Below are 26347 nucleotides of genomic sequence, written 5' to 3'. Positions count from 1 at the left end.
CCAACCTCGCAGACATCCTCCGGGTGGACCCAAACGTTGCGTACTGGAGCCATGGAACCGTGGCTGGTGCCCTCTTGAGGGCGCCAGGGCCATACGGCCAGGGAGCAGTAAGCAAGGCTACCCGTGGCGCGGCTTTCCCTCAGAGCGAACGCCGCCGCGACAGTCCCGTCACAGACCCGCCTCGGCCATGAGAGTATCGTTCGGTCCTGGCCGTCTGATACCGCCGCCAGGATGTCGGCAACAACGGGGAGTACGGCATCGGGGCGCCTCCAAGCCTGGCCCCCGGGCCCGATATAGCGTGTTGCGATCGGCTTCGAGAACGATGGCCTCGCGACGCGGTTTGCCGCGATGCGAGCTGCCCTTTCGGCCAGTAGGAGCCGTGCCTTCGCGGACTGAAGCGCCTGCAGAGCGTTTCCGACATTCCCTTTTGATGTTTTACCTGCCGGGAAAGAGGGCCTTTTCCTACCCATAAATGCGCCAAAGGTTGATGCAATTTCAAACTAAACGCACGAGTAGGCATGTCAACAAATATGCCCTCTGCGTAAAAATCACCTGCGCTCCGCGCGGTGAGCCCCACCGGAGCGTAGAGCAGCCGCAACATTATTGCGAGCCGCAGCCGCAGCTAGAGTAGTTGTTCGCCGACGACGCCTACAATCGGATCGACTCGATGAAAACAAGGGCGTTTTTTGACTTCATAGCAGCATAGCTGCGCTGTAGCGTCGCCTGTGCTCGAGTCTTTGAACAGCATCTCAGGTCATCAGATCGGCTTGCTGCCTCCCCCACTCCACCGCAAACGGCTCCATCAGCGCCGGCAGGGTCATGCCCTCTGGCTGCCGCCCGTCCAGGATGGACTCGACGATGTCGGGGGAAAGCAGCGTCAGCCGCAGCAGGCGCGAGACATAGGACGAGTTGATCTTCTCCGCCGCCGCCAGCTCATTGATTGTGCCGTAGCGGCCCGTCTCCATTTGACGCCGCCACCGGAACGCCCGGGCCAGCGCCTTCACCAGCGTGCTGTCCGCAGCCGAGGCGTCTCGGGGCGCCATGCCACCCGGCATCAGCACCAGCTTCCGCCCGCCTCGCTGCTTCCGCACCGCCAGCGGCACACGGACGGTCAGCATCTGCGCCGCGCCGGTCACGCAGCCGCCCTCGGCGCATCGGCCGGCGGCATCGCGAGATCTCGCGCCAGGCTCGCCAGCCCCTCCAGCTTCAGCCGCACGTCGGCGCCGCCCACCCCGATGTCCACCCGGTCGACCAGGAGGCGGATGATGCGCGCCTGCTCCGCCGGGAAGAGCTCCTCCCACAGCGGGTCCAGCCGCTCCAGCGCCAGCCGCGCCTCGTCCTCCGTCATGTCCGGCGCTGCGGACCGCGCCGCGCGCCATGCGCCCAACACTACCTCCGGCTGGCGCAACAGCCCCCGGACCTGGGCAATGACCGCGCCCTCGATCTCCGCGGCGGAGATGCGCGCGATGGCCGGCCCGTCGGCCGCACTGCCCTTCAGCACCGACTGGCTGACATAGTAGCGGTACTGCTGGCCACGGCGCCCCCGCGCGTGGGTGGGCGACATGGCGCGCCCGTCGCTTCCGAAGATCAGCCCGCGCAGTAGTGAAGGTGTCTGGCAGCGCGTGCGATTGGCGCGGGTCCGCGGGCTGATCGTCAGCAGGGCGTGCGCCGCGTCCCACATCGCCTGCGGCACGATGGCGGCATGCTCGCCGGGGTGCGACTTCCCCTTGTGCATCGCCTCGCCGAGATAGGTCCGGTTGCTCAGCACCCGATAGACGTCGCTCTTGGTGAACGCGCGGCCGCGCTTCGTGAGGTGGCCTTCGGTGCGCAATGCCTGCACCAGCTTCGTGCCGGATTCCGTCTCGATGAACCCCTCGAAGATTCGGCGCACCAGCGCCGCCTCCGCCTCGTTCACCAGCAGCTTCCGGTCCTTGGCGTCGTAGCCAAGCGGCACGAAGCCGCCCATCCAGATCCCGCGCGCCCGTGACGCCGCCACCTTGTCGCGGATGCGCTCGCCAATGACTTCTCTTTCAAATTGAGCGAACGATAACAGTATGTTGAGCGTCAAGCGGCCCATGCTGGTGGTCGTGTTGAAGGACTGCGTGACCGACACGAAGGTCACGCTGTTCGCGTCGAACACCTCGACCAGCTTGGCGAAATCCATCAGCGCGCGCGACAGCCGGTCGATCTTGTAGACCACCACCACGTCGATTAGGCCGCGCTCGATGTCCGCCAGCATGCGCCGCAGCGCCGGCCGTTCCAGGGTGCCGCCGGACACGCCGCCATCATCATAGCGGTCCGGCACCAGCACCCAGCCCTCCGACCGCTGGCTGGTGATATAGGCCTCACACGCCTCCCGCTGGGCATCGAGCGAATTGAACTCCATGTCGAGCCCTTCCTCGCTCGACTTGCGCGTGTACACCGCAGCTCGAATCTTCCTGACCGTGGCCGGCATCGCGGCGTCGGCGGCGGGTTTGCGCTTCATGCCGCGGCCCTCCGGTTCTTCAGGCCGAAGAACAGCCAGCCATTCCAGCGGGTGCCGGTGATGGCGCGCGCGATCGACGACAGCGACTGGTAGGGGCGGCCCTGGTACTCGTAGCCGTCGTGCAGCACGGTCACGCTGTGCTCGACGCCCTGGTACTCGCGGATGAGGCGCGTGCCGGTGATCGGCTTGTCGTCGCCGCGGATGCGGCGGAGGACGGGGTTGCCGCCGTCCAGCTGTTCACCCAGGGCCTCAAGGCGCTGGATGGTCTCTGGCTTCAGGCCGCCATAGGCCAGTTCCTGGATCCGGTAGGCCAGGCGGCTCTCCAGGAAGCGCCGGTTGTATGGCGGCGGCTCGGCGGCGAAGAGCTCCCGCCACTGCTGCTTCAGGTCCGGCGTGCCGGTGGTCTTCAGGGCAGCCAGGCGCCCGAGCACGTCGGCCGGTGGGATGGCGGGAATGGTCGGCGCCGGCGGGGTGCCGGCTTTGGGCTTGGTGGCGCGTGTCATGCGGGTCTCCGGTTGGTCCGGTTCGCATCCAGGCGCTGAGGGGACGGGAAGTGTAGGTCACGCTCTCCCTGGTCAGCAGCCTCGCGCGCAGCTTCCCCGGCAGCGCGGCTGCGCAGCCGCAGAAGGCCGGCGGCGAGGATGCCGCAGACCTCGCGGAGGTGCGGCGGGAGGTGGGGATTGGCGGGGTTCGGCTGCATGGCTGGCAGGCAAGATCGTGTTGCCCAACCGAGAAGAACAGCGAAAACAATCTCTTAGAGAAGGCCCGCGGGAACAAAAGCACCGCTGCGAAATCGCGCGTAGGGCGTTGCCGTGCCGGTTTCAGCGTGACGCTGGTCGTGGCGCCGCGAATCGGCGTCGGCGTAGGGGGGCATCGCGGAAGCTAAATCCTCCGCCACGTCCAACTTCGCGGCTTGACGTAGGACTCAGCAGCTGACTACGCCACTCCGCTAAGTGCCACAGGCAAGGATTTCGCCGGATGCTAGGGCGATGACAACGCCGACCACCACCCTGGGACAGGCCATCATTGCCGCCAGGAAAAAGAAGGGGATCAGCCAGAAGGACCTGGCTGCGGCTGTCCAGAAGGAGGACGGCACGGGTGCGATATCGCCGCAGTACCTCAACGACATCGAGCACGACCGCCGCAGCCCGACCTCCGATCACCTGATCCGGGAATTCGCGGGCGCTCTCGGCGTGGACGAGGACTACCTCTTCGTTCTCGCTGGTAAGATCCCCGAAGACCTCCGCTTGTCGGCGACCGATCCTGCAAACACGGCGGCTGCGTTTCGGGCCTTCCGGCGACGCCTATCGAAATAGGAGATCAGGGTGGCGAGCTGGTCGATCGATAAATCGGGGCGATTTCCGCAGAGGCTCTTCCTGCGTGCAGCGGAGATCGACCGCGATTGCGAGCGGCTGGTCACGGCCTTCCTGCAGCAGCGCCACGGCATTGTCCGCTTCCCGATCTCCACCGACGACCTCACGGTGCTGGTCGACCAGCACAGCAGCAGGCTGGACCAATATGCCGACCTCTCCGACCAGGGCGACGACGTCGAGGGGATGACGTGCTTCCTGCCAGACGAACCGCCGCTGGTCCTGATCTCCATTCAGCTGACCGAGCAAGCCAATCGGCAGAATCGGCTCCGCACCACGCTCGCCCACGAACTGGGCCACGCCTTCTACCACCGGGCCGTCTTTGATCAGCTTTTCGCCGCGCCGCCGCACATGTTCGAGGCGGCGCGCGCGGAGCCGCGGACAGTCTGCAAGCGCGACAGCATGATGGGGACCAGCGAGTTCGATTGGCTGGAATGGCAGGCCGGCTATTTCAGCGGCGCCATCCTGATGCCGGCCCAACAGGTGCGTCGGGCGGTTGGGGATCTGCTCCGAGGCCAAGGGATCCACGGCGTGGCAGCGGTTGGCACGCCGGCGGCCCAGGAAGCGGAGCGGCATGTCATGGCCAGCTTCCAGGTTTCCGCCGAGGCGGCGCGAGTTCGGCTGCGCAAGCTCGGTCTCCTGGCCGATTTGGCTGGGCCTCCCACGCTCTTCGGCTGACCCGACAGGACTACGCTGCTGTGCGTATCTTTTCGCTTGTGCCCGCACACCGATTCTTGATACGTCGATTAGCGGAGCGCCGGATTGTCTGGCGTGGCCCTGATCGAAAGACCCCCTGTGCCGACAGTCCCGGATTTCATCCGGAGCACGCCGCCCGCGTCGCTCCATGCCTACTTCATGTCCATCAAGGCGGTCCTGCCGGCCGATGTGGTGTGGGAGGGCGCCGCGAACGAAGTGGTCCCGCCCCTGCTGCGGGCGGTGGACGCCATGGACGACGCTGAGCGTCTGCGCGTCATGAACGACGCCGATCGGGTGGGTGCCATGGCGGATGAGCCCGGCCAGGCCGCGCTCTATTCGATTACGAGTTCCGCCGAGACCCTCGACTCCCTGGAGAACGGGCATGCCCGGGCACTCTGGATGTTCCTCAAGGACCCCGCGGGCTTCGGTCATGCCGAGGAGGTCCGCTACGCCGATGACCGCCGCTATGGCCGCATGTGGGATGGCTTCGAATGCCTGCCCGGCCTGACGGTGCCGCGCGACGGCGATCCCTACACGGCGTTCAAGGCGTCCATCGCCACGCACTTCGACACGAAGCATGTCGAGGTGGAGATCTGCGACCGTTCCCGCCCGTCGCTGGATGGGGAGCATGCGGAGCTGATCCAGGTCGCCATTTACCGCGAAGGCCGCGCCGGGGACCGCCGCGCCTTCGTCAACGGCAAGCTGGACCGGCTTCCCTTCCGCCCGGTGGTCGAGGCGGCCATCACCTACGAGCCTGCCTCCGGCACCATCGAGGTGGTGGCGCAGGCGCGGGAGACCCGCGAGGACCTGGTGCGCCTGTTCGCCGAACACATGCTGGGCGCGCCGTTCCAGGGCGAGCGCATCCCCATCCGCCAGTACTCGCTGGACCACCTGCTGCAGCCCTTCGATTTTCCAACCGATGTCGACGACAACATCGAATCGGTGAAGGTCAGCTTGCTACGGCTCATGCCGTACGAAACGCAAGGCGAGCGCGTGACTCTGGAATGCATGCGCGGTGCGGAGCGCAGCATCTGGCAGATGGCGGAGGCACGCTTTGGCGAAACCGATCCGCTGGCCGGCGGCTACAAGGTCACGCAGGCCCGCTTCACGATCAAGTTCCACCCGACGCCGGGTGTGCGTGGCGGTCGCACGCTGCCGGTCACCATCTCCATGCCGAAGGGCTGCGATTTGAAGGATCGCACGGACCGGGAGCGCCTGGTCGGTGAGAAGTACCTGAAGCGCTGGCGGATGCTGCGGGATGTCTGACGAACCGCCCCGGCTCTCGGCCGAGGCTGTCGCGCTGCTCCTCGAGGTGCTGGACCTGGAGGAGCCCTTCCTAAACGGGGCCGTGGCGGAGATGTCGCCCGGCCCCGTTGGCATGTTGCGCGCCAGCGGGCTGCTGGTGCCCCACGGTCACGAGACCGTCTCGGCATCGCTCGCGGATCACGACGACGCGCCGGTGACGCTGATTCGATCCGAGAAGGCGGGCGGGTTTGCCTATTTCAGCCCGTCCGGCGGTCTGGTCGCGGTGCCGGCCGCGCGACTGGCCCGGCATCGCGTCGAAATCACGAACACCCTTGCCGCGATCGGAGCCGATCTGGCGCTACCATCTGCGCGCACGCCGCGGCCGTTGATCGACGGGCTGTTGTGGGAGATGGGCGATGCCCGCCTGGGCAAGCGTCCGGTGCGCGTCCAGACATGGTTCGCGCGCCGAATGTGGCAGGCCGCGGTGCGGGCCCAGGTCGCAGCTGCACTGCAGGCACGGCCCTATCCGCGGGACGTGATCATCTTGTGCACCAGTCGCGCCGCCCGCTTTCGGGGGGTGACATTGCCTGGCACGATCCTGGTGCCGATCCGCGACGTGCTGGCCGCGGAGAACGGCCTCGCCGTGAGCGGCGAGATCCTGGACGCCCGCATGCGCGGTGTCGCAGTCGCGGCCGCCCCGGGCACCCTGGACCTATCGCCGGATGGAACACGCCTGCGCATCCACGGCGGCGAACCAATCGTCTTCAGGTCAGACGACCACATCCAGGCCATTCGCAAGCTGGTCGACGCCTTCCATGCCGGCAGGCGCGTGCCGATCCGCGAGCTCACTGACCATGGAACGCTGCACAGGCACTTTGGTGGCGTGAAGTGGAAGCTCCTGAAGCCCTACATCACCTCGGTGAAAGGCGCCTGGGGCTTCGACCTGTAGGCCGATTTCTCCCTTTTCTTCTCCCTAACCCCACCTCCTTCTTCTCCCTGTCCTGAAGCGATCTTCCCCGCGGTTGTTCGAACCAGCGCGAGGGAAGCACCGATGACAGTGAAGCATCTGACGCAGACGGAGGTGGCGCGCCGCTGGTGCCTCAGCCCCCGCACGTTGGAGCGCTGGCGCTGGCTCGGCCAGGGGCCCGCCTTCCTAAAGCTGGGCGGCCGCGTCGCCTATCGCCTCGAGGATATTGAGGCCTTCGAGGCGGCGCAGACCCGCGACGCCACCAGCAGCCCGCAGTCGCCCCATGCCGGCATCCCGGCCGCGGTGACCGCCTGATGCCCGCGCTGGTCCGCTACGAGCAGGCCCGCACCGCGCTGGCCGAATGCGCCCGCATCGATGAGGCATCGGAGATCCGCGACAAGGCTTCGGCGCTCGCCGCCTATGCCCGCCAACGTGACGACCGCGACCTCGAGGTCTGGGTGCGCGAGATCCACCTGCGCGCCTGCGTTCGCATCGGTGAGCTGAGCCGGGAACTGGAACGCGCAGACCATGGCGGCTCAGGCGGTGGGTCGAAGTTCCCACTGCTGGGAACTTCGAAGGCCCAGGCCCTGGCAGATGCCGGCATCTCCACCAGCACGGCACACCGCTACGAGGAACTGGCTGGCGGTCGCGAGGAGCAGGCCCAGGCCGCGGGGCGCGCCGCGATGGAGGCCTACTTCGCGCAGTCCCGCGCCGACGGCGCGCCGCCGACCATGACCGGGCTGCGCGGCGCCGTGCGCGATGCCGTGCACGCCACCCTCGGCCCGCCGCCCCCCCGCACCAAGCGCCCGTCCCCCGCGCCCGAGCCGCCGAAGGTCACCCCCATCGGCGCCGACTGGGCCGACTGGACGGCCGCCGTCCTCACCGTGGCGACGCTGCCCACCGACTTCGTATCGCTCGCCGGCCGCAGCCCGCGCTCCCTGCTTGCCGATCTGCGCGGCGAGGCCCGCGAGGCGCTGCAGCGGCTGCCGCTCTGGATCAACGCCCTGGAGAATGAACATGACCACACCGCATGACCGCATGCGGACGCTGATCCGCGAAGCCCGCATCAGCGTCCACCACCGCGGCAACGTCCCCGCCATCGTGGGCGAGATCGTCCGCAGCGCATCCGAGACCATCCGCCAGGATGATCAGCTGTTCGCCGTCGTGCTCTCGACCGCGCTGAACAAGCTGATCCGCGACGACCTTAAGCGCAGCGCCGAAAGCGCCGACCACGCCGAGGGGTTGCGCGCCGAGCAGATGGAGATGTTCCCGCAGGATGCGCGGGCTACCGTCGAGCAGATCGGCCGCGGCGAGGTCTTCGTCCCCAGCCGCAACGCCTTCGTGCCGCTGCTGCCCAGCCACCTGCTGCCGCAGGAGATCGACGAGGCCGGGAAGTACCTCATCGACCATGGTGGCGACTGCATTCGCCGTGGCGGCTTGCTGCGCCGCCTCGGGCGGATCATGCAGACCCACCGGCAGGCGGCGTGAGGCCGGCCATGGGCAAATCCTCACGCGACAAGGGCCTGCGCCGCGAGCGCGCCATCGTTGAAACCCATCTGAAGTGCGGCATCCACGCGGAGCGCGTGCCGCTCTCCGGCGCCGTCCGGTACCGCGGCAACGGCGCCGACGTCGACCTGTACGTCCGCGGCTCGGAGCCGGTGAAGGCAGAGGTCAAGGCCCGCGCCGAGGGCGATGGCTTCAAGACGCTGGAGCGCTGGCTCGGTGGCAACGACGCGCTGTTCCTCTGGCGCGATCGGGCCACGCCGATGGTGGTGCTGCCGCTCCACGTCTGGATCGAGATCGCGCGCCGCAGCGTGCGCTGCACAGAGCCCGATGCCGATCGCGAGCGTGCCCACCGCGCGCGCCAGGCTGAGGAAGGCCCGCTGCCGCCGCAAGACGCCATCGCCGAGGTGACGCCATGAGCCCGCGCACGGTCCGTCGCGTGCACGCCATCGGCGAAGCGCTCCGAAACCTTGCCGGCGGCGCGCTGCTGGCCGGCGGCTTCATCGCGCTCCTCTGGCTCGCCGAGCTGGCGACCATCCCATGAGCGCCACCCCCATGCCGATGCCCGCGCCCGCCCGGCCGCCTGCATCGCCCATCCAGCCGGGCGTCACCTCGTTGAACGGGACCACCATGACCAACCGAACCACTCTGGCGCAGCTGCGCGAGATGGACGCCGCGCAGGCCGCCCGCCTGCCCGTCGATCATCTGGCGCTGCTGCTGGAAGAGGTCGGGGCGCTCAAGGCCGACGCCAAGCACCTCGCCGACCTGCTGCACGACGCGCTGCACGCCCGCTATGGCGCCCCCGCCGCCGCGGCCCGTCGCGCCGAGGGCAAGGACACCGGCCGTGTCCGCATCGCGGATGACGCATTCGAGGTCGTCGCCCATCTCCCGAAGAAGGCGGCTTGGGACCAGCCCAAGCTGGTCGCGGCGGCCGCCACCATCGTGGCGTGGGGCGAGGACCCCGCGGACTACGTCACCACCGAGATCCGCGTCCCGGAAAGCCGCTTCACGGCCTGGCCCCCGCGCATTCGTGCGGTGTTCGAGCCGGCACGCACCGTCGCCACCGGCCGCCCCTCCTACACCCTCGAAAAGAAGGACGCCGCGTGATGGCGCACGAACTCCGCATTCAGGTCGTCATCCCGCTGCAGGGCGATGCCGTCGCCCGCGCGAAGGATGTCGCCGCCTTCGAGCCGACGCTCGACAGCTTCACCGAGGTCGTCGCGCGCGCCGGTGGCGACATCAAGGTCGACGTCATCAAGGCCAAGCCGCGCGCCGCGAAGCAGGAGGCGAACTGATGGCGATCTCCCTCGCATCCCTGCGGCGTGGTGGCGACGCGCGCCCGCCACGGCTGCTCACCTATGGCGTGGCCGGCGTTGGAAAGACGCTCTTCGCGACCTCCGCGCCGCGGCCGGTGGTCGTTCAGACCGAGGACGGGCTGGGCACGATCAGCGCCTCCACCTTCGGCGTGCTGCGCAGCTTCGACGCGGTGATGGAGGCGCTCGGCAGCCTCTACACCGAGGCGCACGACTTCGAGACGCTGGTGGTGGACAGCCTCGACTGGCTGGAACCGTTGGTCTGGCAGCACACGGCGCAGACGCACAACCAGCCGGACATCGAGTCCTTCGGCTACGGCAAGGGGTATCTCGCCGCACTGGATACCTGGCGCAGCTTCCTCGACGGCGTGAACGCGCTGCGCGACGAGCGCGGCATGGGCGTGATCCTGATCGCGCATGCCGAGATCCGGCGCTTCGATAGCCCTGAGACCGAACCCTACGACCGGTATCAGCCCAAGCTGCATCGTAGCGCCTCCGCCCTGGTGCAGGAGCATGTCGATGCTGTGCTCTTCGCGAACTACCGGGTCAGCACGCTGAAGTCGGACGTGGGCTTCAACAAGAAGGTGGTCCGCGGCGTCAGCGGCGGCGATCGCCTGCTGCACACCGCCGAGCGCCCGGCCTTCCTCGCGAAGAACCGCTTCGGCCTGGCCGAGACGCTGCCGCTGTCCTGGCCCGAGCTCGCTGCCGGCATCCCCTTCTACGCGACGCCGCCCAGCGCCGCCCCCGCCTCCACCACCGAAGCCCGGAGCTGACCCATGGCATCCCTCAACGGAACCTTTGACGCGACGGAAGTCGCCCCCGCCGTCCCGCTCGAGGTGCTGCCGCCCGGCAAGTACCTCGCGCATCTTATCGAGAGCGAGATGCTGCCGACGAAGGCCGGCGATGGGCAGCTGCTCAAGCTGGTATTCGAGGTGCTGGAAGGCCCCTCGGCGCGCCGGAAGATCTTCGACCAGCTGAACCTGGTGAACCGCAACGAACAGACGGTGGAGATCGCGCAGCGCACTCTGTCTGCCATCTGCCACGCGGTCGGCCAGGTGCATGTCAGCGACAGCGAGCAGCTGCACTTCAAGGCGCTGATCGTGACGCTGAAGGTCGAGCCGGCCGGCAACGACAAGTACGGCGTCTACCGCGAGGCGCGGAACAAGGTGGCCGGGTACTCGGCGGCCAATGCCGGCGCGGCCACCGCCACCGCCCCGCGCCCTGCCACCCCGGGGCCCCGCCCGGCCGCCGCGGCACCTCCGCCCGCTGCGCGCACCGGCGCGGCAGCGACCCCGCCCTGGCGCCGCAATGCCTGATCATCTGCCGGCAGGCCGCCTGCCTGCCGGCCTCCCTCCCTCGAACCAGGATCAGGCCATGGCTGCCCTTCCTCCGCCCGCATGTCCCACCGTCACCGCCATCTACGCAGCCTATGAGGCGGCAGCGGACAACGGCTATCGCGCACATCTCGGCGCCTCGCTGATCGGCACCGAATGCGAGCGGGCCATCTGGTATTCCTTCCGCTGGGCCACGCGTGCGCGCCACACCGGCCGGCTGCTGCGGCTGTTCGACACCGGCAATCTGGCCGAGGCCCGCTTCGTCGCCGACCTGCGCCGCATCGGCGTGACGGTCCTGGACCTGGATCCCGCATCGGGACGCCAGTGGAACTTGCGCGATGCCTCCGGCCACTTCGGCGGCAGCATGGACGCAGTGGCGATCGGCCTGCCCGAGGCGCCGGCGACCTGGCACGTCTGCGAGTTCAAGACCCACAGCACCAAGTCCTTCGCCAAGCTGAAGGCCGAGGGCGTCGCCGCCTCCAAGCCGCTGCACTGGGCGCAGATGCAGGCCTACATGCATCTCGCCGGCCTCGACCGGGCCTTCTACCTGGCGGTCTGCAAGGACACGGACGAGCTCTACCAGGAGCGCATCCGCCACGATGCCGAGGCGGGCCTGCGCATCCTGGCCAAGGCCGAGCGGATCATTGGCGCGGCCCGGCCCCCGGCCCGCATCAGCCAGGATCCCGCCTGGTGGCAGTGCCGCTTCTGCGACCACCACACCGTCTGTCATGCCGGCGCGGCGCCGGAGCGGCATTGCCGGTCCTGCCTGCACGCCTCGCCCGCGCAGGGTGGCGACTGGCATTGCGCGCGCCACCACGCCCCTCTCGGCCGGCGCGACCAGGAGGCAGGCTGCGCGGCGCATCTCTATCTGCCGGATTTCGTGGCCGCGGAGCAGATCGACGCCGGGGAGGATTGGGTCAGCTATCGGCTGCCGGATGGCACCGTATGGCGTGACGGCGTGGCGGCCGCGACGCCGCCGGACATCGTCTCGCACCTGCCGTGCCGGATCTGTCACGCCACGATCTATCGGGTCAGGCCGGGCAAGGGGCCGCACATCGCTGAGCTGATCTGCACCGGCTGCGAGACGGGCGGGCGCTGGCTCAGCAAGGTCGACGCTGTGGCGATGGGGGTGGCAGCATGACCCTCTCCCTCCGCCCGTACCAGCGCGCCGCCATCGAGGCGCTGTACGACTACTTCTCGGCCAGCAGCGGCAACCCGCTGGTCGTGATGCCGACCGGCACGGGCAAGAGCCTCTGCATCGCGGGCTTCACGCGCGAGGCGATCGCCGCCTATGGCGACACGCGGGTGCTGATCCTCACCCACGTGAAGGAGCTGATCCAGCAGAACTTCATGGCCATGCTGCGGGCCTGGCCAGAGGCGCCAGCCGGCATCTACTCGGCCGGGCTGTCTCGCCGCGACATCCACGCGCAGATCCTGTTCGCCGGCATCCAGTCCATCCACCGCCATGCGCGGCAGGTGCAGCGTTGCGACCTCGTGCTGATCGATGAGGCGCACCTGCTTGGGCGTGGCGACAGCGGCATGTACCGCTCCTTCCTGGCGCAGCTGAACGAGATCAATGCCGGGCTGCTGAAGGTGGTCGGCTTCACAGCCACCCCCTATCGGCTCGACAGCGGCATGCTCCACGAGGGGAAGGACCGGCTCTTCACCGACATCGCCTTCGACGTGCCGGTGCTGGAGATGATCCAGCAGGGCTATCTCTGCCCCGTCGTCCCCAAGCAGACCTCGACGCAGCTCGACGTCGGCGGCGTCGGCACCCGTGGTGGCGAATTCATCGCCAAAGACCTCGAGGCGGCGGTTGATCGCGACGAGGTCACGCGCGCCGCTGTGGCGGAGATCGTCCAGCACGGCCAGGGCCGGGGCTCGTGGTTGGTGTTCTGCTCCGGCGTGGCGCACGCGCGCCATGTCCGCGACGCCGTCCGCGAGCATGGCATTTCCGCCGAGACAGTGACCGGCGACACGCCGGGGCCGGAGCGGGACGGAATCCTGGCGGCGTTCAAGGCCGGCCGGCTGCGCTGCGTCACGAACGCCAATGTCCTGACCACTGGCTTTGACGCGCCCGGCACCGATCTCATCGCGCTGCTGCGCCCCACGAAGAGCGTGGGCCTCTACGTCCAGATGGTCGGCCGCGGCACACGCCTCGCCGAGGGTAAGGACGACTGCCTCGTGCTGGACTTCGCCGGCAACACGGCGCGGCACGGCCCGATCGACACGGTGGACGGCCGGAAGAAGGAACCTGCCGGCGATGGCGAGGCGCCAATCAAGGTGTGCCCCGAGTGCCAGACCATCAACCACGCCAGCGCGCGGCACTGCATCGAGTGTGATCACGAGTTCCCGCCGCCCGTGGTGAAGGTCGCACCGCAGGCGGCGTCGAACGCGCTGCTCTCGACGCAGATCCAGGCGGCCTGGTGCGACGTGACCGGCATCACCTACGCGCGCCACGACAAGCCCGGGAAGCCCGCCTCGCTGCGCGTCACCTATGAATGCGGCCTCGCGCGGCACAGCGAATGGGTCTGCTTCGAGCATACCGGCTTTCCGCGCGACAAGGCGGTGGGCTGGTGGCGGCGGCGTGCCGGTAATCTGCCGCCCCCCGCGACCGTCGATGCCGCGCTGGAGCAGCTGGACCAGCTGCGTCGCCCGATCGCGATCCAGGTGCGGCCGGCCGGCCAGTACACCGAAATCGCCGCCGCGAGGTTCGTGTGAGATGCGCAGCATGTCGTCTCCGCACCGCCCGCGGCTTCGGTTGGTTCGACCCGCGCGTGCGGACCAGCGAGCCGCTGCCCGCCTGTTCCATCCGCTGCATGAATGCGCTCTGCCGGAGGTGGGGCGTGGTTGATCCTGACGAGCACGAGATCGCCGCGATCGCGGCGGCCAGCCCCATGGCGGGCGAATACCTGGAGAGCATCGGCAAGACCGACCTTGCAGTGCTGACCGAGGCGGAATGGCTGACGCTGCTGGAGGTGATCATCACCGCCTACCAGGACGAGCTCGCGCGCCTGCTGGATCAGGGTCGCCATTCGGCGCCGCCGCTCGCTGCGGGTGGCCGCCCATGAGCGGCGTCACCTCGGCCCGGGAGGTCGCGCGCCGGCTCGGCATCTCGCACACCGCGATCCAGAAGGCGGAACGCGCCGGACGGATCGCGCGTGAGCCGAATGGCGCCTGGGACATCGACAAGGTCCGGGCCGGGCTCGCGACCAAGAGCGCTCCGGCGCCGCGCAAGCCGTATCGTCCACGCGCGAAGCAACCGCCCTGGGCCAGGGCTGCGCACCACCTTGGCGACCTCGCATCGGACATTCGTGGCCCCGCGCGCGGAATCCACGCCGAGCTGGAGCGGGCGCGCCAGGCGCTCGAACGCGCCGCACGCCAGATGGCCGCCCTCTATCCCGAAATCCTGCGCCTGGAGCGCGCCTGCGACGCGGCCATTGCCGCGCAGGAAGGAGGTGGCGAATGACGGATGCTCCCTCCTTCATGGCGGACTACGGCGAGCGCCTGGTCGACAATGGCTATCCCATCATCCCCATCATGCCGGGCACCAAGGTGCCGGGACGCTTCACGGGCGGGGAATGGTCGCCCTATCCCGATTGGGCGCGTCACTGCGACCGGCCGACGAAATCCTTCGAGGTGGACATCTGGCGCCGTTGGCCCGGATGCGGCGTCGGCATCGCCACCGGCGCGGTGGTGGGCATCGACATCGATATCCTGGATGGAGCTCTGGCCATCCAGATCGCCGAACTCGCCACCTCCATGCTGGGCGACACGCCCTGCCTCCGCATCGGCCGTGCCCCGAAGCGGCTGCTGGTCTATCGCGCCGCCACGCTCTTCGCAGGCCGGAAGCGCCATCCCCTCGAGCTGTTGGCGCACGGTCAGCAATTCGTCGCCTATGCGGTGCACCCTGAAACCGGCCGCCCCTATGAGTGGCCGGAGGACAGCCTGGCGGAACTGCCGCTGTCCCGGCTGCCGGTCGTGGACGAGGCCGGCTGCACGGCCTTCCTGGACGCTGCCTGGCAGCTCGTCCCCGACGAGGTTCGGGTCAACTCGATCCTCGCGGACGCGCCCACCAGCACCTGGCGTGGCCCCAGCGACCCGAAGGGCACGCGGGACGCGATCGCCGCGGCGCTGGCTTGGCTGCCGAACGACGACCTGCCGGGCAACGAGTGGATCACGGTCGGCGCGGCGATCAAGGCCGCGATTGGCGAGGAGGGTCGGGATCTCTGGCTCGACTGGTCGCGGCGGTCCGGGAAATCGGGCCAGTCGGGTCGGTCAGATACACCGGAGCGGCGCTGGGCCTCGCTGCGGCCGCACAGCGTCGGCGCGGGGAAAATCTACTGGCTGGCCGAACAGCGCGGCTGGGTGCCGGATCCCGCTCTGACGCTGAACGGCACGGCTGCCGAGCAGGCTGCACAGCCGCATCCCGCGGCGGGGCTACTGGCGAAGGTCGCGGTCGCGCCGCTGCCGATCGCACCGCCGCCGAAGCCGTATCGCGTCCCGCCCGAGCTGCTGCAGGTGGATGGCACGCTGAAGCTGTTCCTGGACTACGCCACGGCCAGCGCCGTCAGCCCGCAGCCTTTCCTCTCGCTGGGTGCCGCTATCTGTCTGGTCGGCGCCATTGCCGGCCGCCGGTATCGCACGCCGACCGACCTGCGCAGCAACCTCTATGCGATCGGCATCGCCGACAGTGGCGGCGGCAAGGACCATGCGCGGCGCTGCGCAAAACGCGCCATTTATGCCGCTGGCCTCGACCGATACCTCGGCGGCGAGGATCTGGCCTCCTCGGCCGGCCTGCTCACCTCCTTGCAGCGCCATCCCGCCCGCCTGTTCCAGGTCGATGAATTCGGCCAGTTCCTGAAGCTGGTCCTGAATGCGCGCGCCCCAGCCCATAAAGCGGCCATCTGGTCGGAGCTGACGAAGCTCTACACCTCAGCCGCCGAGCCCTACATCGGCGCCGAATACGCCGACCAGAAGGCGCGGCCGCGCGTCACAATCGAGCAGCCCTGCGCCTGCATCTGGGGTGTCACCGTTCCGGGCCCGCTGTGGATGGCGCTGGAAGGTGGCGCGTTGGCGGACGGCTCCATCGCGCGCTTCCTGGTCTTCCTGACGGACGACGACTACCCGGAGCGCAATGAGACCCCGGCGCCGATGGATCCGCCGGCCGACCTGGTGACCGCCTTGCAGGGGATCGCCCGCGGCGTGCCCGGCCACAGCCATGGCGGGAACATCGCCGATGCCATGGAATCCTCGGCGCCGATCCATGCCTACACCGTGCCGCTGACCGCGGATGCCGAGGCGGCCATGGCTCGCGTCCGCCGCGAAGCCACCGACCTCCTGCGGTCGCACCGTGGCACCTACGCCACTGCCCTATTCGGCCGATACGCGGAGAACGCGGCGAAGCTGGCGATGATCGCCGCGGTCAGTCGTGATCCCGCCCGGCCCATCACCGAGGCCCGCGACGTCACCTGGGCCTCGGCGCTGGTCGAGCACTGCATCGGCACGTTGCTGCGCGAAGCAGAGCGTCTCGTCGCCGACACGCCGGCGCATTCCCGCATCAAGAAGGTCCTGGAGGTGATCCGCAAGGCCGGCCGGATCAGCCGCAGCGCCTTCGTCCGGAAGACGCAGTTCCTCTCGAAGGCCGAGCGGGAGGACGCCATCGCCACGCTGCTCGACAGCAAGCAGATCGCGATCGAGGTCACGCAGAACGCGTCGGGCCCGGGCACCAGCTGGATCATCGCCACCGAACCGCAGGAGGGCTTGAAGAGTGATGCTGCATGACGCGCGCAAACCCGCAGAAAACGGGACTCTTCAACAATTCAACTTTTCACGCGGGCGTATGCAGACGCCCGGGCGGGGGTGCGGGGGAGAGAGACCCTTTGAAGAGTTTGAAGAATTGAACAGTTATATTGATCAGATAGTTAGCCCCCTCCTGCCCCCTCGACTCTTCACCACTCTTCAAAAGCTCGGTCGGGGGAGGCAGGCATGAGCATGCCTGGCGCACCGTTGCCGCCCCGCTCGTCCCTCGACCGCGGAAGCCGCAGCGCAACCACCGTGCCTGAGATGGAAATGCTGCGCCGCCGCGTCTGGCTGCAGCAGGGCGTCGTCTCGCTGCACCTCGAGGACATCACCGATCCCTGGCTGCGCCAGGCAATCCAGAACGAAGCCGTGCGCCGTTGGGGCCCCCGGCAGCAGGAGAAGACTCATGGCCGGTAAGCGGAAGGCAAAGACCTCGAAGCAGAAGGAATCGATGGGCCCGTCGAAGTGGCGGCTGCAGCACGGTGGCTTCGGCGAGCCGATCCGAGACGCGGATCCCGAGACGGGCAGCCCCGTGCAGCATCGCCGCGCCGTGGACACGCTGGGCGCCATGCAGGCCAACGGCACCATCACCGCCGAGATGCTCGAGGCGGGCGGGATGTTCCGTCGGCAGTTCCGCGCCGCCATGCTGGACGGCCTGCGCGCTATGCCGATGATCCGGATTGTAGGCGGCGGAGGCGACTGCATCACGGAACAGCAGATCGCGGCAAGGGACAGGGTGGCATCCGCCATGGATGTGCTCGGCGGCTCGGACAGCGCCGCCGGGAGCTGCGTTTGGCACGTTGTCGGCCTCGAATGCTCGGTCCGGGAATGGGCGATGCGGCAGGGCTGGGGCGGCAGGACGGTGCCGGCGACCCAGGCGCAGGGGATGCTGGTGGCGGCGCTCAGCGTGCTTGCGGCCCACTATGGACTGGTCAGGCGGGGGCGGGCGGCAGGGCGGAAAGACCTGACACCGCCGATTCCAGTTCGACAGGCCCTATGCTAGGGTCCGAGGGGAGGAGGAGCTCTTGAACGCCATTTCAGCATCACTCGGCATTTACAGCGTTCCTGACGCAGCTCGCCTCACGCGCGTGCCGCCACGGCAGATCCGCGGCTGGCTTCAGGGATATGCGCAGCGCAAGGGCAAGGCGCAGGCCGCCCCCGTGCTGCGCAGGCAGCATGCGCTGCGTGATGGTGAGCTTGCCCTCGGCTTTCTTGATCTTCTCGAGGTCGCTTTCCTGGGTCGAATCGTCCAGGCGGCTGAACGCCAGGGCCGCTCGCCCAGCTGGAAGGCCATCCGAACGGCCGCCGAGACCGCCCGGCGCGTCCTGAACACCGAGCATCCCTTCGCTGTGCGGCGCATTCACACCGATGGCCGCAGGATATTTGCCGAAGCACAGCAGGAGACCGGCGACCTAGCGCTCTATGACCTCGTTGGTGACAACTTCGCGATCTATGACGTGCTCGCCAACAGCTTCATCGCGAGCGTTGAGTACGATGGTGACGCTCCCCGCCGCTGGGTGCCTGATGCCCGCTTCCGGCGCATTGTTGTGGATCCACGTCGCGCTTTCGGACGACCAATCGAGGATACCAGTGGGGCGCCGGCAGAGGCTCTGTTCGACGCCTGGCGTGCTGAGAAGGGTAATGCAGCCAAGGTCGCTGCGTTCTACGAGACCGATGCCTCCGGAGTCGAGGAGGCTGTCCGTTTCACACTCGGCGTCGACGCGGCGCTGCCTCTCGCCGCGTGAGGCTAGTCTTCGACGAGAATACGCCGCGTGTCGTCGCGCATGCGGTCAAGCTCATCGCCGAGGCTGAAACAGCCGGTTCAGCAGACCCTCTCGAAGTGCTGCATGCACTGGACCTTGTGGGCAAGGGCACGCTGGACGTCCCGCTGATCCAAAAAGTTGCCGACGGGTCACACGCTCGGGCGGCGCTGATCACCAGCGACAAGTCGATGCGCACAAAGCTGCATGAGCGTGCTGCCTTTACTGACACGGGATGCATCGGCGTCGTCCTCCGAGGTAATTGGAGCCATGCCTCTATGTGGGATCGAGCCCACATGTCGCTGCTCTGGTGGACGGCATGGATCACCACCGTCTCCGCGTCAGCGCCAGGTTTGCTGTGGCAGTGCCCGTGGTCCATGAAGCCCAAGGCGTTGAAGCCATTCTGAGCATCGACAGCGAAAACAAACGTACAGCAGCGAAAGAATGTCGCGTTGATGCCTGAAACTCACATCGGGTAATCTCTCGACAGTCGTTGAATTGCGGCTGCTGCCGGTGGCTCCTGAGCCACTCGCCCGCTGATCAGCCACAGTGGCTTTGGAGCCGCAGGGTCCTTCCTGGCCCCGCTGTATGCGGGGGGCGGAAGCGCGCAACATCGCTAGCGCCAGGCCGAAAATATGGGTTGCGGTTTGCAGCCTTCCGCCACGGCTTCAAATCGTTAGCTGCAAACCGACGCCGCGCCGCGGCCCTGCAAACCACCTGCAAACCGGATGGCATCATGACGCTCCCCTGGATGGCGGCGAAGATCCTGCTGCGTCCGGTGGCGGAGCTGCGCCCGCATGCTGGCAACGCGCGTGTGCACAGCCCCGAGCAGCTGGAGCAGATCAAGGCCAGCATGCTGGCCTTCGGGTTCACCAATCCGCTGCTGGTGGACGAGGAAGGCGTGCTGATCGCCGGCCATGGTCGCCTCGAGGCCGCGACGGCGATCGGCATGGCCAAGGTGCCGGTGATCGTGCTGCGGCACCTGTCTGCGGCGCAGAAGGAGGCGCTGCGGCTCGCCGATAATCGCATCGCGGAGAACGCGACCTGGGACCAGGCGATGCTGCGTGATGCGCTCGCCGCAGTGCAGGCGGTGCCGGACATCGACCTCGGGGCGCTCGGCTTTTCGGCGGATGAGCTCGCGGACATCCTCGCGGCGGCTGGAGATGCCGTGTCCGACGGCGACGCGCCCGAGGCTCTGTCCGCGGATCCCGCCGAGGGGGGCGGTGCGGCAGGCGCGGCGGATGCGGAGGAGCCGGCGGACGACCCCGCCGATGCAGATCCGGAGCCGCCGCGCCAGGCCGTCACCCGACCGGGCGATCTCTGGCTGCTGGGCGATCATCGCTTGCTCTGCGGCGACAGCACCGACGCCGCCTCAGTGGCGCGCGTCATGGGCGAGGACCGCGCCGCGCTGCTCTTCACCTCCCCGCCCTACGGCAACCAGCGGGACTACACCACCGGCGGCGTCACGGATTGGGATGCCCTGATGCAGGGCGTGTTCCAGCATCTCGAAGCGGCCATGCGGCCGGACGGCCAGGTGCTGGTGAACCTCGGGCTCATCCATCGCGACAATGAATGGCAGCCCTATTGGGCCGGCTGGCTGGACTGGATGCGCGCCCGCGGCTGGCGCCGGTTCGGTCTCTACACCTGGGACCAGGGGCCTGGCCTGCCCGGCGACTGGAACGGGCGGCTGTCGCCCGCCTTCGAGCTCCTGTTCCACTTCAATCGCGAGGCCCGCCGCCCGAACAAGATCATCCCCTGCCGCTGGGCGGGGCACGTCAACTCGGAGAAGGGTGGCCTCCGCGCCAAGGACGGCACCGTCGGCGAATGGCAGCATGCCGGCCAGGGCGTGCAGGAGACCAGGATCCCGGACAACGTGCTGCGCATCACGCGGCACAAGGCTCGCGGCATCGAGACGGAGCATCCCGCGGTGTTCCCCGTCGCCCTGCCGGACTTCCTGATGCGGGCCTATGCCGATGAGGGCGACGTGGTGTTCGAGCCCTTCGCTGGCGCCGGCACCACCATCATCGCCGGCCAGCGCACCAGTCGCCGCGTGCGGGCGATCGAGCTTGCGCCGGCCTATGTCGACCTGGCCGTGGCGCGGTGGCGGATGCTGCATCCGGACATGCCGGTGACGCTGGCCGATGACGGGCGCGATTACGACGCGGTCGCCGCGGCGAGGCAGGAGGTCACCGCGAATGCTGCCTGATCTCATCGTTTCCGCTCTCCCGGTCGCGTCCCTCGTCCCCTATGCCGAGAACGCGCGCACGCATTCGCCGGCACAGGTCGCGCAGATCGCCGCCTCCATCGCCGAGTTCGGCTTCGTGAACCCGGTGCTGGTCGACGTCGAGGGCGTGCTCATCGCCGGCCACGGTCGCGTCATGGCCGCGAAGCAGCTCGGGCTCGCATCCGTGCCGGTGCTCCGGCTCGGCCATCTCTCCCCCGCGCAGGCGCGTGCCCTCCGCCTGGCCGACAACCAGATCGCCCTGAATTCCGGCTGGGACGAGGCGCTGCTGGCCGCCGAGATCGCGCGCATCCGCGACGAGGCGGTGGTCGACCTGGACGTGCTTGGCTTCTCTGGCATGGAACTAGACCGGCTGCTGGCCGCAGCCAATGCCGGCCTCGGCGATGATGCGGACGAGGCGCCGCCGCCGCCCGTGGTGCCGGTCACCCGGACCGGCGACCTCTGGCGCTGCGGCGAGCATCGTCTGCTGTGCGGCGACGCCACCAGGATCGAGGACGTGCAGCGCGCGCTCGGCGCTGGCCACCTCGCCGACATGGGTTTCGTCGATCCGCCCTACAACGTGGCTTACGAGGGCGGCACCGCGGCCAAGATGACCATCGCCAACGACGCGCTCGGCGGCGGCTTCCCGGAGTTCCTCCGCCCCGCGCTGGCCAACCTGCTCTCGGTCACAAAGGGCGCCTGCTACGTCTGCATGTCCTCCTCCGAATGGCCGACGCTGCATCGCGTCTGGCAGGAGGCGGGCGGCAAATGGTCCAGCACCATCATTTGGGCGAAGAACACCTTCGCGCTCGGCCGCGCCGACTACCACCAGCAGTTCGAGGCGATGCTCTACGGCTGGAAGGCCGGCGCGCAGCACTACTGGTGCGGCGCGCGCGACCAGGGGAATGTCTGGCACTTCGACAAGCCGGCGCGGAATGACCTGCATCCCACCATGAAGCCGGTGGCGTTGGTGGAGCGCGCCATCCGCAACAGCAGCAAGCCGCGCGACACGGTGCTGGACTGCTTCGGCGGGTCGGGCACGACCATGATTGCGGCGGAGCGCACAGGGCGGCGCGCCGTGCTGCTGGAGATCGATCCCGCCTACGCCGATGTGATCGTCCGTCGCTGGCAGGAGACGACCGGCGAAGCGGCCGTGCTGGAAGGCGATGATCGCATCTTTGCCGATGTCGCCGCGGCGCGCGGCATCGTCGATCATGATGTGATCCAGACCGCCGAAACATAGCAATTCCGCGCCGCTGCATCTTGCTTGGCTCGTGCGCGGCACAGCGCGAATGGTCCGTCACACGCAGAGCACCCCGCCCTGCACCACGACGGAGACAACCATGACCGACCGCGAAGCCCGCGCCGCCCGCAACCAGGAACGCAGCCTGGCCGCCTTCCTCGCGAAGAAGGCCGAGTTCGACGCCCTCCTCGCGGAACTCACCCAGGCCAGCGCGGACCATTTCGGCGCGGACCCCGAAACGGTGCTCTGGGGCGAAGCGGCCTGGCTTTCGGATGCCACCGCGAAGCTGAAGGACATCGCGGACCAGCATTTCTGCCGCGGCGAATACGCCCTCTGACGCGGGTCACTCCCGCACCGCCCCGACCGGCGACGCCGGCGGGGCTCCCGGCAGTAGGGGCCGATGACCGGCACCCGGAACCGGAGACCACCACGATGACCAAGCTTTCCGACAGCCAGCGCGTGATTCTCAGCGCCGCCGCGCAGCACGAGATGGGCCTCGCCCGCGCGCCGAAGACCCTGCCGGCCGCGGCCCGCAACGCGGTGTTCCGCAGCCTGATCAAGAACAACCTGCTCACCGAGATCAACGCGCCGCGGGAGCATGTCGGGCTGGGCTGGCGCCAGGATGAGGACGGCACCTGGATCGTGGCGCGCATCACCGACGAGGGGCTGCGCGCCATCGGTATTGACCCGAACGAGGGCGACGCGGGGGCCGGCGAGCCCGACTGCTCCGGCATCGAGGGCAGCGTGCCCGACACGGCGCCGACGGGCGCGGAGGGCTCGGCGCCGCAGGGTGACGACGCCCCGCCGCCCGAAGCCGCCCAGACCGCGCCCCTGGCGGAGGAAATCGCCATGCTCGACCTGGCCCTCGCGGCACGCGCCGGCACGCCCCGCGCCAGCCTGCGCAATGCCGCCGCGGCGGTGCTGGCCGCCTGGGATGACGAGGCGAACCGTGAGGGCGACATGATCGGCGCCCTCGACGCGCCGATGGAGGCCCTGCGCGCCCTCCTCGCTGGCACGCCCGCCCGCGGCCCGCGGGACGCCAACGCGCCGCGCAAGCCGCGCGAGGGCACCAAGCAGGAGCAGGTACTGGCCATGCTGCGCCGGCCCGAGGGCGCCACGGTCGCGCAGATCGCCGAGGCGACGGGCTGGGCGCAGCACACGGTCCGCGGCTTCTTCGCCGGACTGAAGAAGAAGGGCCACGCAGTGGAGGTGAAGTCGCGGGAGCGGATGGTCGGCCCCAACAAGACTGGGGCGAAGGGCTCCTTCACCATCTACGCCCTGGCGGAGTGACACCTCCCAGCCACTGCATCGACCATCATCAGGAGCGCCGGGAATCAATCAGATTCCCGGCGCCTTATCGAGTTGGCTGCACTCCGACACAGCGCGAATCGTCCGTCACGCGCAGGGCATCCCGCCCCGCCGAGACGGAGACGACCATGAGCACCACCATCCTCTCGCACCTGACCGCCGAAGGCCCGCAGGGCCGAGCCGCCTGGCAGCAGCTCCTCGCCACCGCGCCGCGCAGCACGGACAGCGTGGGCCGCGCGACAATCCAGGTCTGCACCGCCAGCGACGGGCGCGGGATCTTCGCCACGGTGGAGTACGCCACCTGGCAGACCGAGAAGGAGGAGGGCTGATGCCCTCCGAGCGACGCTGGATCATCCTGGCGCAGGACGGGCGGCACGTGACCATGGGCCGCGCCGCACCGCCGAGCGAGGCCGAGGTCGAAGCCGCCGCCGCGGCACTTGCCGCGCAGGGGCTGGCGGGATGGCTCGCCACGCTGGACGGAAACCACTGGTCGCGCCGCCGCGTGGCGCTCACGCCGGTGCAGATGCTCGGCGACGGCGCCGCGCTGGATTGGCCCGCTGCCATCACCGCCTTTGAAGCCGCCCGCCAGCGCGCCCTTCGTCCCCTCTGACAAGGCCGGCATCGCCATCACGCGCGGCGGGAGGTCGCCGCCATGCCGGAACTGACCGCCTCCACGCGCGAGGCCGCGCGCCGCCTCGGTGTCAGCGACACCGCCATCCACAAGGCCGAGCGCGCAGGCCGCATCGCCCGCGAGCCGGACGGCCAATGGGATATCGACAAGACCCGCCGCCGCCTGACCGAGACTGCCGATCCTGTCCGCTCGCCCCTGGCGAATGGCGCCGGCGCCGAGGGCACGCCCTTCGCCCGGCTGAAGGTCGCGCAGCTCGCCCTGAAGGTGGAGGCGCAGCGCCTTTCGCTGGACGAGACCAAGCGCCGCCTGGTCGATGTCACCGAGGCCAATGCCGCGCTCGACGAGATCGGCAGCACCATGCGCGACGCGCTGCTGAACTGGCCCGCTCGCGTGTCTGGCCTGATCGCGGCCGAGATCAGCGTCGATCCGCATCTGCTGCAGACTATCCTGCAGAGCCACATCAACGACCTGCTGACGGAGGCGGCCGATCGCTTCGATCCAGCAGGCCTCGGAGGGGACCGGTCTTCGCAGCCGTGAGCATGTGCGCCGGCGCGTCGGCGCCATGCTCCGCCCGCCGCCGCAGCTCACCGTCTCGGAATGGGCCGAGCGCCATCGCATGCTCGGCAGCCGCGCCTCGGCGGAGCCTGGCCCCTGGCGCACCAGCCGCACGCCCTACCTCAAGGACGTGATGGACGCGCTGTCGGCGGTGCATCCGGCACGGCGCGTCGTGTTCATGAAGGGCGCGCAGGTCGGGGCCACGGAAAGCGGAAACAACTGGCTCGGCTACATCATGCACCACGTGCCGGCCCCCGCGCTGGCGGTGCAGCCGACCGTGGAACTGGCCAAGCGCTTCTCCCGCCAGCGCATCGACCCGCTGCTGGAGGAGACACCGGCGCTGCGGGAGCGGGTGGCGCCGGCCCGCGCACGCGACAGCGGCAACACCATGCTGTCCAAGGAATTCCCGGGCGGCATCCTGGTGCTGACCGGCGCGAACAGCGCGGTCGGCCTGCGCTCGATGACGGCGCGGTTCTTGTTTCTCGACGAAGTGGACGCCTATCCCGGCGATGTCGCCGGCGAAGGTGATCCGATTGCGCTCGCCGAGGCCCGCGCCCGCACCTTCGGCTGGCGGCGCAAGGCCTTCCTGGTCTCGACGCCCACCATCGCCGGCCGCAGCCGGATCGAGCGGGAGTATTTGGCCTCCGACCAGCGCCGGTTCTTCGTGCCGTGCACGGCCTGCGGTGAGATGCAGTGGCTGCGCTTCGAGCGGCTGATCTGGGAGAAGGGTGCGCCGGAGACGGCGCGGTACCACTGCACCGCCTGCGACCACCCCATGCAGGAGCACGACAAGACCGCCATGCTGGGCGGCGGCGAGTGGCGCGCGACGGCCGAGGGCCAGGATCCGCACACCATCGGCTTCCACATCTCGGCGCTCTACTCGCCGGTGGGCTGGCTGTCCTGGGAACAGATCGCCCGGGATTGGGAGGCCGCCCAGGGCAAGCCCGAGGACATCAAGACTTTTCGGAACACGGTCCTCGGCGAGACCTGGCAGGAGCAGGGCGAGGCGCCGGATTGGGAGCGGCTCGTCGAACGCCGCGAGGATTTTCCGATGGGCGTCGTGCCCACCGGTGCGCTGGTGCTCACGGCCGGCGTGGATGTGCAGGACGATCGCCTCGAGTGCGACGTCTGGGGCTGGGCGGAGGGCTTCTCCTCCTGGCTGGTCGATCATGTGGTGATCCAGGGCAGCCCGCGAGATCGCGAGCCCTGGGATGAACTCGCCGGGGTGCTGGCGCGCGACTGGCCGCGGCACGGCGGTGGCGCCATGCGCATTGCCCGTCTCTGCGTCGACACCGGCGGCCGCGACACCGCCGCCGTCTATGGCCATCTGCGCCGCATGAGGGATCCGCGGATCGCGCCGACCAAGGGCATCGACGGCTGGAACCGGGCGCAACCCGTGCAGGGCCCGACGCCGGTGGACGCGCTGGTCAATGGCCAGAAGCTCCGCCGCGGCCTCAAGCTATGGACCGTGTCGGTCTCCACTTGGAAGGCCGATCTTTATCGCCGGCTCTGGCTCGGCCGCGGCGACGCGGAGGAATGGCCGCCTGGCTGGGTGCATCTGCCGCGCGCGAACGAGGTGGAGTGGGTGAAGCAGCTGGTCGCGGAGCAGCTGCGCACCACGAAGGACCGCCGCGGTTTTGCCCGGCAGGAATGGGCAAAGCTGCGGGAGAGGAACGAGGCGCTGGACTGCGCCGTGCTGGCGCGCGCCGCGCTCTGGCTGCTCGGCGCCGATCGTTATGGCGAGCAATTCTGGGCGCGGCTGCGGGATGAGGCGGCAGATGCGCCGCTGCGGCCCAGCGAACTTCCCGCCGTTGGGAATGTCGCTCCTCGGTCGCCACCACCTGCGCCAGCCGCATCCGACAGCCAGCGCCCGCGGGGCTGGCTCGCGCCGCGCAGGGGCTGGCTTCGCTGAAG

At 69.0% G+C, this 26347-nt stretch carries 33 protein-coding genes; 30 read left to right on the top strand and 3 right to left on the bottom strand.

Annotated features, from left to right (window positions below):
• Window positions 1-749 precede the first annotated feature (749 nt).
• From ACI6QG_RS10195 to ACI6QG_RS10185, 3 genes are read right to left on the bottom strand one after another with little or no spacing between them, the layout of a single operon-like run.
• Window positions 750-1136 (bottom strand): hypothetical protein, encoded by a 387-nt coding sequence (locus ACI6QG_RS10195; protein WP_407024443.1) that lies wholly within the window; start codon window positions 1134-1136, stop codon window positions 750-752.
• Window positions 1133-2485 carry a recombinase family protein gene (locus ACI6QG_RS10190; protein WP_407024442.1) on the bottom strand — a complete coding sequence of 451 codons (1353 nt, stop codon included), beginning with the start codon at window positions 2483-2485 and terminating at the stop codon, window positions 1133-1135. The genes ACI6QG_RS10195 and ACI6QG_RS10190 overlap by 4 nt, the downstream gene beginning before the upstream one ends.
• Window positions 2482-2988 (bottom strand): DUF2924 domain-containing protein, encoded by a 507-nt coding sequence (locus ACI6QG_RS10185; RefSeq protein ID WP_407024441.1) that lies wholly within the window; start codon window positions 2986-2988, stop codon window positions 2482-2484. The genes ACI6QG_RS10190 and ACI6QG_RS10185 overlap by 4 nt, the downstream gene beginning before the upstream one ends.
• Window positions 2989-3474: 486 nt before the next feature.
• On the opposite strand from ACI6QG_RS10185, the gene ACI6QG_RS10180 reads away from it, so the two are divergent.
• From ACI6QG_RS10180 to ACI6QG_RS10035, 30 genes are all read left to right on the top strand, one after another.
• Window positions 3475-3801 (top strand): helix-turn-helix domain-containing protein, encoded by a 327-nt coding sequence (locus ACI6QG_RS10180; protein ID WP_407024440.1) that lies wholly within the window; start codon window positions 3475-3477, stop codon window positions 3799-3801.
• Window positions 3802-3810: 9 nt separating this feature from the next.
• Entirely contained in the window at window positions 3811-4533 is a 723-nt protein-coding gene (locus ACI6QG_RS10175) for an ImmA/IrrE family metallo-endopeptidase (protein WP_407024439.1), read from the top strand.
• A 177-nt stretch (window positions 4534-4710) separates the two neighbouring features.
• Window positions 4711-5817 carry a hypothetical protein gene (locus tag ACI6QG_RS10170; protein WP_407024438.1) on the top strand — a complete coding sequence of 369 codons (1107 nt, stop codon included), beginning with the start codon at window positions 4711-4713 and terminating at the stop codon, window positions 5815-5817.
• A complete protein-coding gene (locus tag ACI6QG_RS10165) occupies window positions 5810-6745 on the top strand; it encodes a hypothetical protein (protein WP_407024437.1) in 936 nt (311 codons plus the stop codon). The genes ACI6QG_RS10170 and ACI6QG_RS10165 overlap by 8 nt, the downstream gene beginning before the upstream one ends.
• Before the next feature lie 102 nt (window positions 6746-6847).
• Complete coding sequence (locus ACI6QG_RS10160) at window positions 6848-7078, top strand: helix-turn-helix transcriptional regulator (RefSeq protein ID WP_407024436.1); 231 nt, start codon at window positions 6848-6850, stop codon at window positions 7076-7078.
• A complete protein-coding gene (locus ACI6QG_RS10155; protein WP_407024435.1) occupies window positions 7078-7797 on the top strand; it encodes a hypothetical protein in 720 nt (239 codons plus the stop codon). The genes ACI6QG_RS10160 and ACI6QG_RS10155 overlap by 1 nt, the downstream gene beginning before the upstream one ends.
• Window positions 7781-8251: a hypothetical protein gene (locus tag ACI6QG_RS10150; RefSeq protein WP_407024434.1), complete on the top strand. Its 471-nt coding sequence runs from the start codon at window positions 7781-7783 to the stop codon at window positions 8249-8251. The genes ACI6QG_RS10155 and ACI6QG_RS10150 overlap by 17 nt, the downstream gene beginning before the upstream one ends.
• 8 nt (window positions 8252-8259) lie before the next feature.
• Entirely contained in the window at window positions 8260-8685 is a 426-nt protein-coding gene (locus ACI6QG_RS10145) for a hypothetical protein (RefSeq protein WP_407024433.1), read from the top strand.
• The gene (locus ACI6QG_RS10140; protein ID WP_407024432.1) at window positions 8682-8810 is read left to right on the top strand and encodes a hypothetical protein; all 129 of its coding nucleotides are present in this window, start codon (window positions 8682-8684) and stop codon (window positions 8808-8810) included. Before ACI6QG_RS10145 ends, ACI6QG_RS10140 begins: the two co-directional genes overlap by 4 nt.
• Window positions 8807-9373, top strand: coding sequence for a hypothetical protein (locus ACI6QG_RS10135; protein ID WP_407024431.1), 567 nt, complete (start codon window positions 8807-8809; stop codon window positions 9371-9373). The genes ACI6QG_RS10140 and ACI6QG_RS10135 overlap by 4 nt, the downstream gene beginning before the upstream one ends.
• Window positions 9373-9561: a hypothetical protein gene (locus ACI6QG_RS10130; RefSeq protein ID WP_111399750.1), complete on the top strand. Its 189-nt coding sequence runs from the start codon at window positions 9373-9375 to the stop codon at window positions 9559-9561. The genes ACI6QG_RS10135 and ACI6QG_RS10130 overlap by 1 nt, the downstream gene beginning before the upstream one ends.
• Window positions 9561-10352, top strand: a complete 792-nt coding sequence (locus ACI6QG_RS10125) for an ATP-binding protein (RefSeq protein WP_407024430.1) — start codon at window positions 9561-9563, stop codon at window positions 10350-10352. The genes ACI6QG_RS10130 and ACI6QG_RS10125 overlap by 1 nt, the downstream gene beginning before the upstream one ends.
• Before the next feature lie 3 nt (window positions 10353-10355).
• Window positions 10356-10895 (top strand): DUF669 domain-containing protein, encoded by a 540-nt coding sequence (locus tag ACI6QG_RS10120; RefSeq protein ID WP_407024429.1) that lies wholly within the window; start codon window positions 10356-10358, stop codon window positions 10893-10895.
• A gap of 58 nt (window positions 10896-10953) precedes the next feature.
• Window positions 10954-12054, top strand: coding sequence for a PD-(D/E)XK nuclease family protein (locus ACI6QG_RS10115; RefSeq protein WP_407024428.1), 1101 nt, complete (start codon window positions 10954-10956; stop codon window positions 12052-12054).
• Window positions 12051-13634 carry a DEAD/DEAH box helicase gene (locus ACI6QG_RS10110; protein WP_407024427.1) on the top strand — a complete coding sequence of 528 codons (1584 nt, stop codon included), beginning with the start codon at window positions 12051-12053 and terminating at the stop codon, window positions 13632-13634. The genes ACI6QG_RS10115 and ACI6QG_RS10110 overlap by 4 nt, the downstream gene beginning before the upstream one ends.
• Before the next feature lie 98 nt (window positions 13635-13732).
• Complete coding sequence (locus tag ACI6QG_RS10105; protein WP_407024426.1) at window positions 13733-13984, top strand: DUF6511 domain-containing protein; 252 nt, start codon at window positions 13733-13735, stop codon at window positions 13982-13984.
• Window positions 13981-14382: a MerR family transcriptional regulator gene (locus tag ACI6QG_RS10100; protein ID WP_407024425.1), complete on the top strand. Its 402-nt coding sequence runs from the start codon at window positions 13981-13983 to the stop codon at window positions 14380-14382. The genes ACI6QG_RS10105 and ACI6QG_RS10100 overlap by 4 nt, the downstream gene beginning before the upstream one ends.
• Window positions 14379-16697 carry a bifunctional DNA primase/polymerase gene (locus ACI6QG_RS10095; RefSeq protein ID WP_407024424.1) on the top strand — a complete coding sequence of 773 codons (2319 nt, stop codon included), beginning with the start codon at window positions 14379-14381 and terminating at the stop codon, window positions 16695-16697. Before ACI6QG_RS10100 ends, ACI6QG_RS10095 begins: the two co-directional genes overlap by 4 nt.
• 282 nt (window positions 16698-16979) lie before the next feature.
• Window positions 16980-17132, top strand: coding sequence for a hypothetical protein (locus tag ACI6QG_RS10090; RefSeq protein WP_245903623.1), 153 nt, complete (start codon window positions 16980-16982; stop codon window positions 17130-17132).
• The gene (locus tag ACI6QG_RS10085) at window positions 17122-17718 is read left to right on the top strand and encodes a DUF6456 domain-containing protein (RefSeq protein WP_407024423.1); all 597 of its coding nucleotides are present in this window, start codon (window positions 17122-17124) and stop codon (window positions 17716-17718) included. Before ACI6QG_RS10090 ends, ACI6QG_RS10085 begins: the two co-directional genes overlap by 11 nt.
• Before the next feature lie 22 nt (window positions 17719-17740).
• Window positions 17741-18460 carry a hypothetical protein gene (locus ACI6QG_RS10080; RefSeq protein ID WP_407024422.1) on the top strand — a complete coding sequence of 240 codons (720 nt, stop codon included), beginning with the start codon at window positions 17741-17743 and terminating at the stop codon, window positions 18458-18460.
• Window positions 18457-18882 (top strand): PIN-like domain-containing protein, encoded by a 426-nt coding sequence (locus ACI6QG_RS10075; protein WP_407024421.1) that lies wholly within the window; start codon window positions 18457-18459, stop codon window positions 18880-18882. Before ACI6QG_RS10080 ends, ACI6QG_RS10075 begins: the two co-directional genes overlap by 4 nt.
• A gap of 344 nt (window positions 18883-19226) precedes the next feature.
• Window positions 19227-20681, top strand: a complete 1455-nt coding sequence (locus ACI6QG_RS10070) for a site-specific DNA-methyltransferase (protein ID WP_407024420.1) — start codon at window positions 19227-19229, stop codon at window positions 20679-20681.
• Window positions 20671-21939 (top strand): site-specific DNA-methyltransferase, encoded by a 1269-nt coding sequence (locus ACI6QG_RS10065; RefSeq protein ID WP_407024419.1) that lies wholly within the window; start codon window positions 20671-20673, stop codon window positions 21937-21939. The genes ACI6QG_RS10070 and ACI6QG_RS10065 overlap by 11 nt, the downstream gene beginning before the upstream one ends.
• 100 nt (window positions 21940-22039) lie before the next feature.
• Window positions 22040-22276 (top strand): hypothetical protein, encoded by a 237-nt coding sequence (locus ACI6QG_RS10060; RefSeq protein WP_407024418.1) that lies wholly within the window; start codon window positions 22040-22042, stop codon window positions 22274-22276.
• A 95-nt stretch (window positions 22277-22371) separates the two neighbouring features.
• The gene (locus ACI6QG_RS10055) at window positions 22372-23229 is read left to right on the top strand and encodes a DUF3489 domain-containing protein (RefSeq protein WP_407024417.1); all 858 of its coding nucleotides are present in this window, start codon (window positions 22372-22374) and stop codon (window positions 23227-23229) included.
• A gap of 146 nt (window positions 23230-23375) precedes the next feature.
• A complete protein-coding gene (locus tag ACI6QG_RS10050; RefSeq protein WP_407024416.1) occupies window positions 23376-23576 on the top strand; it encodes a hypothetical protein in 201 nt (66 codons plus the stop codon).
• Window positions 23576-23857 (top strand): hypothetical protein, encoded by a 282-nt coding sequence (locus ACI6QG_RS10045; protein WP_407024415.1) that lies wholly within the window; start codon window positions 23576-23578, stop codon window positions 23855-23857. The genes ACI6QG_RS10050 and ACI6QG_RS10045 overlap by 1 nt, the downstream gene beginning before the upstream one ends.
• 42 nt (window positions 23858-23899) lie before the next feature.
• Window positions 23900-24415: a MerR family transcriptional regulator gene (locus ACI6QG_RS10040; protein WP_407024414.1), complete on the top strand. Its 516-nt coding sequence runs from the start codon at window positions 23900-23902 to the stop codon at window positions 24413-24415.
• Between the two features lie 25 nt (window positions 24416-24440).
• Window positions 24441-26345 (top strand): phage terminase large subunit family protein, encoded by a 1905-nt coding sequence (locus tag ACI6QG_RS10035; protein WP_407024413.1) that lies wholly within the window; start codon window positions 24441-24443, stop codon window positions 26343-26345.
• Window positions 26346-26347: the final 2 nt, after the last annotated feature.

Origin of the sequence: Sabulicella flocculans, assembly GCF_045449635.1 — a bacterium.
Classification (GTDB): domain Bacteria; phylum Pseudomonadota; class Alphaproteobacteria; order Acetobacterales; family Acetobacteraceae; genus Roseococcus.
Note: the sequence above shows the minus strand (reverse complement) of the source record. Positions and strands in the feature narration are given on the sequence as shown.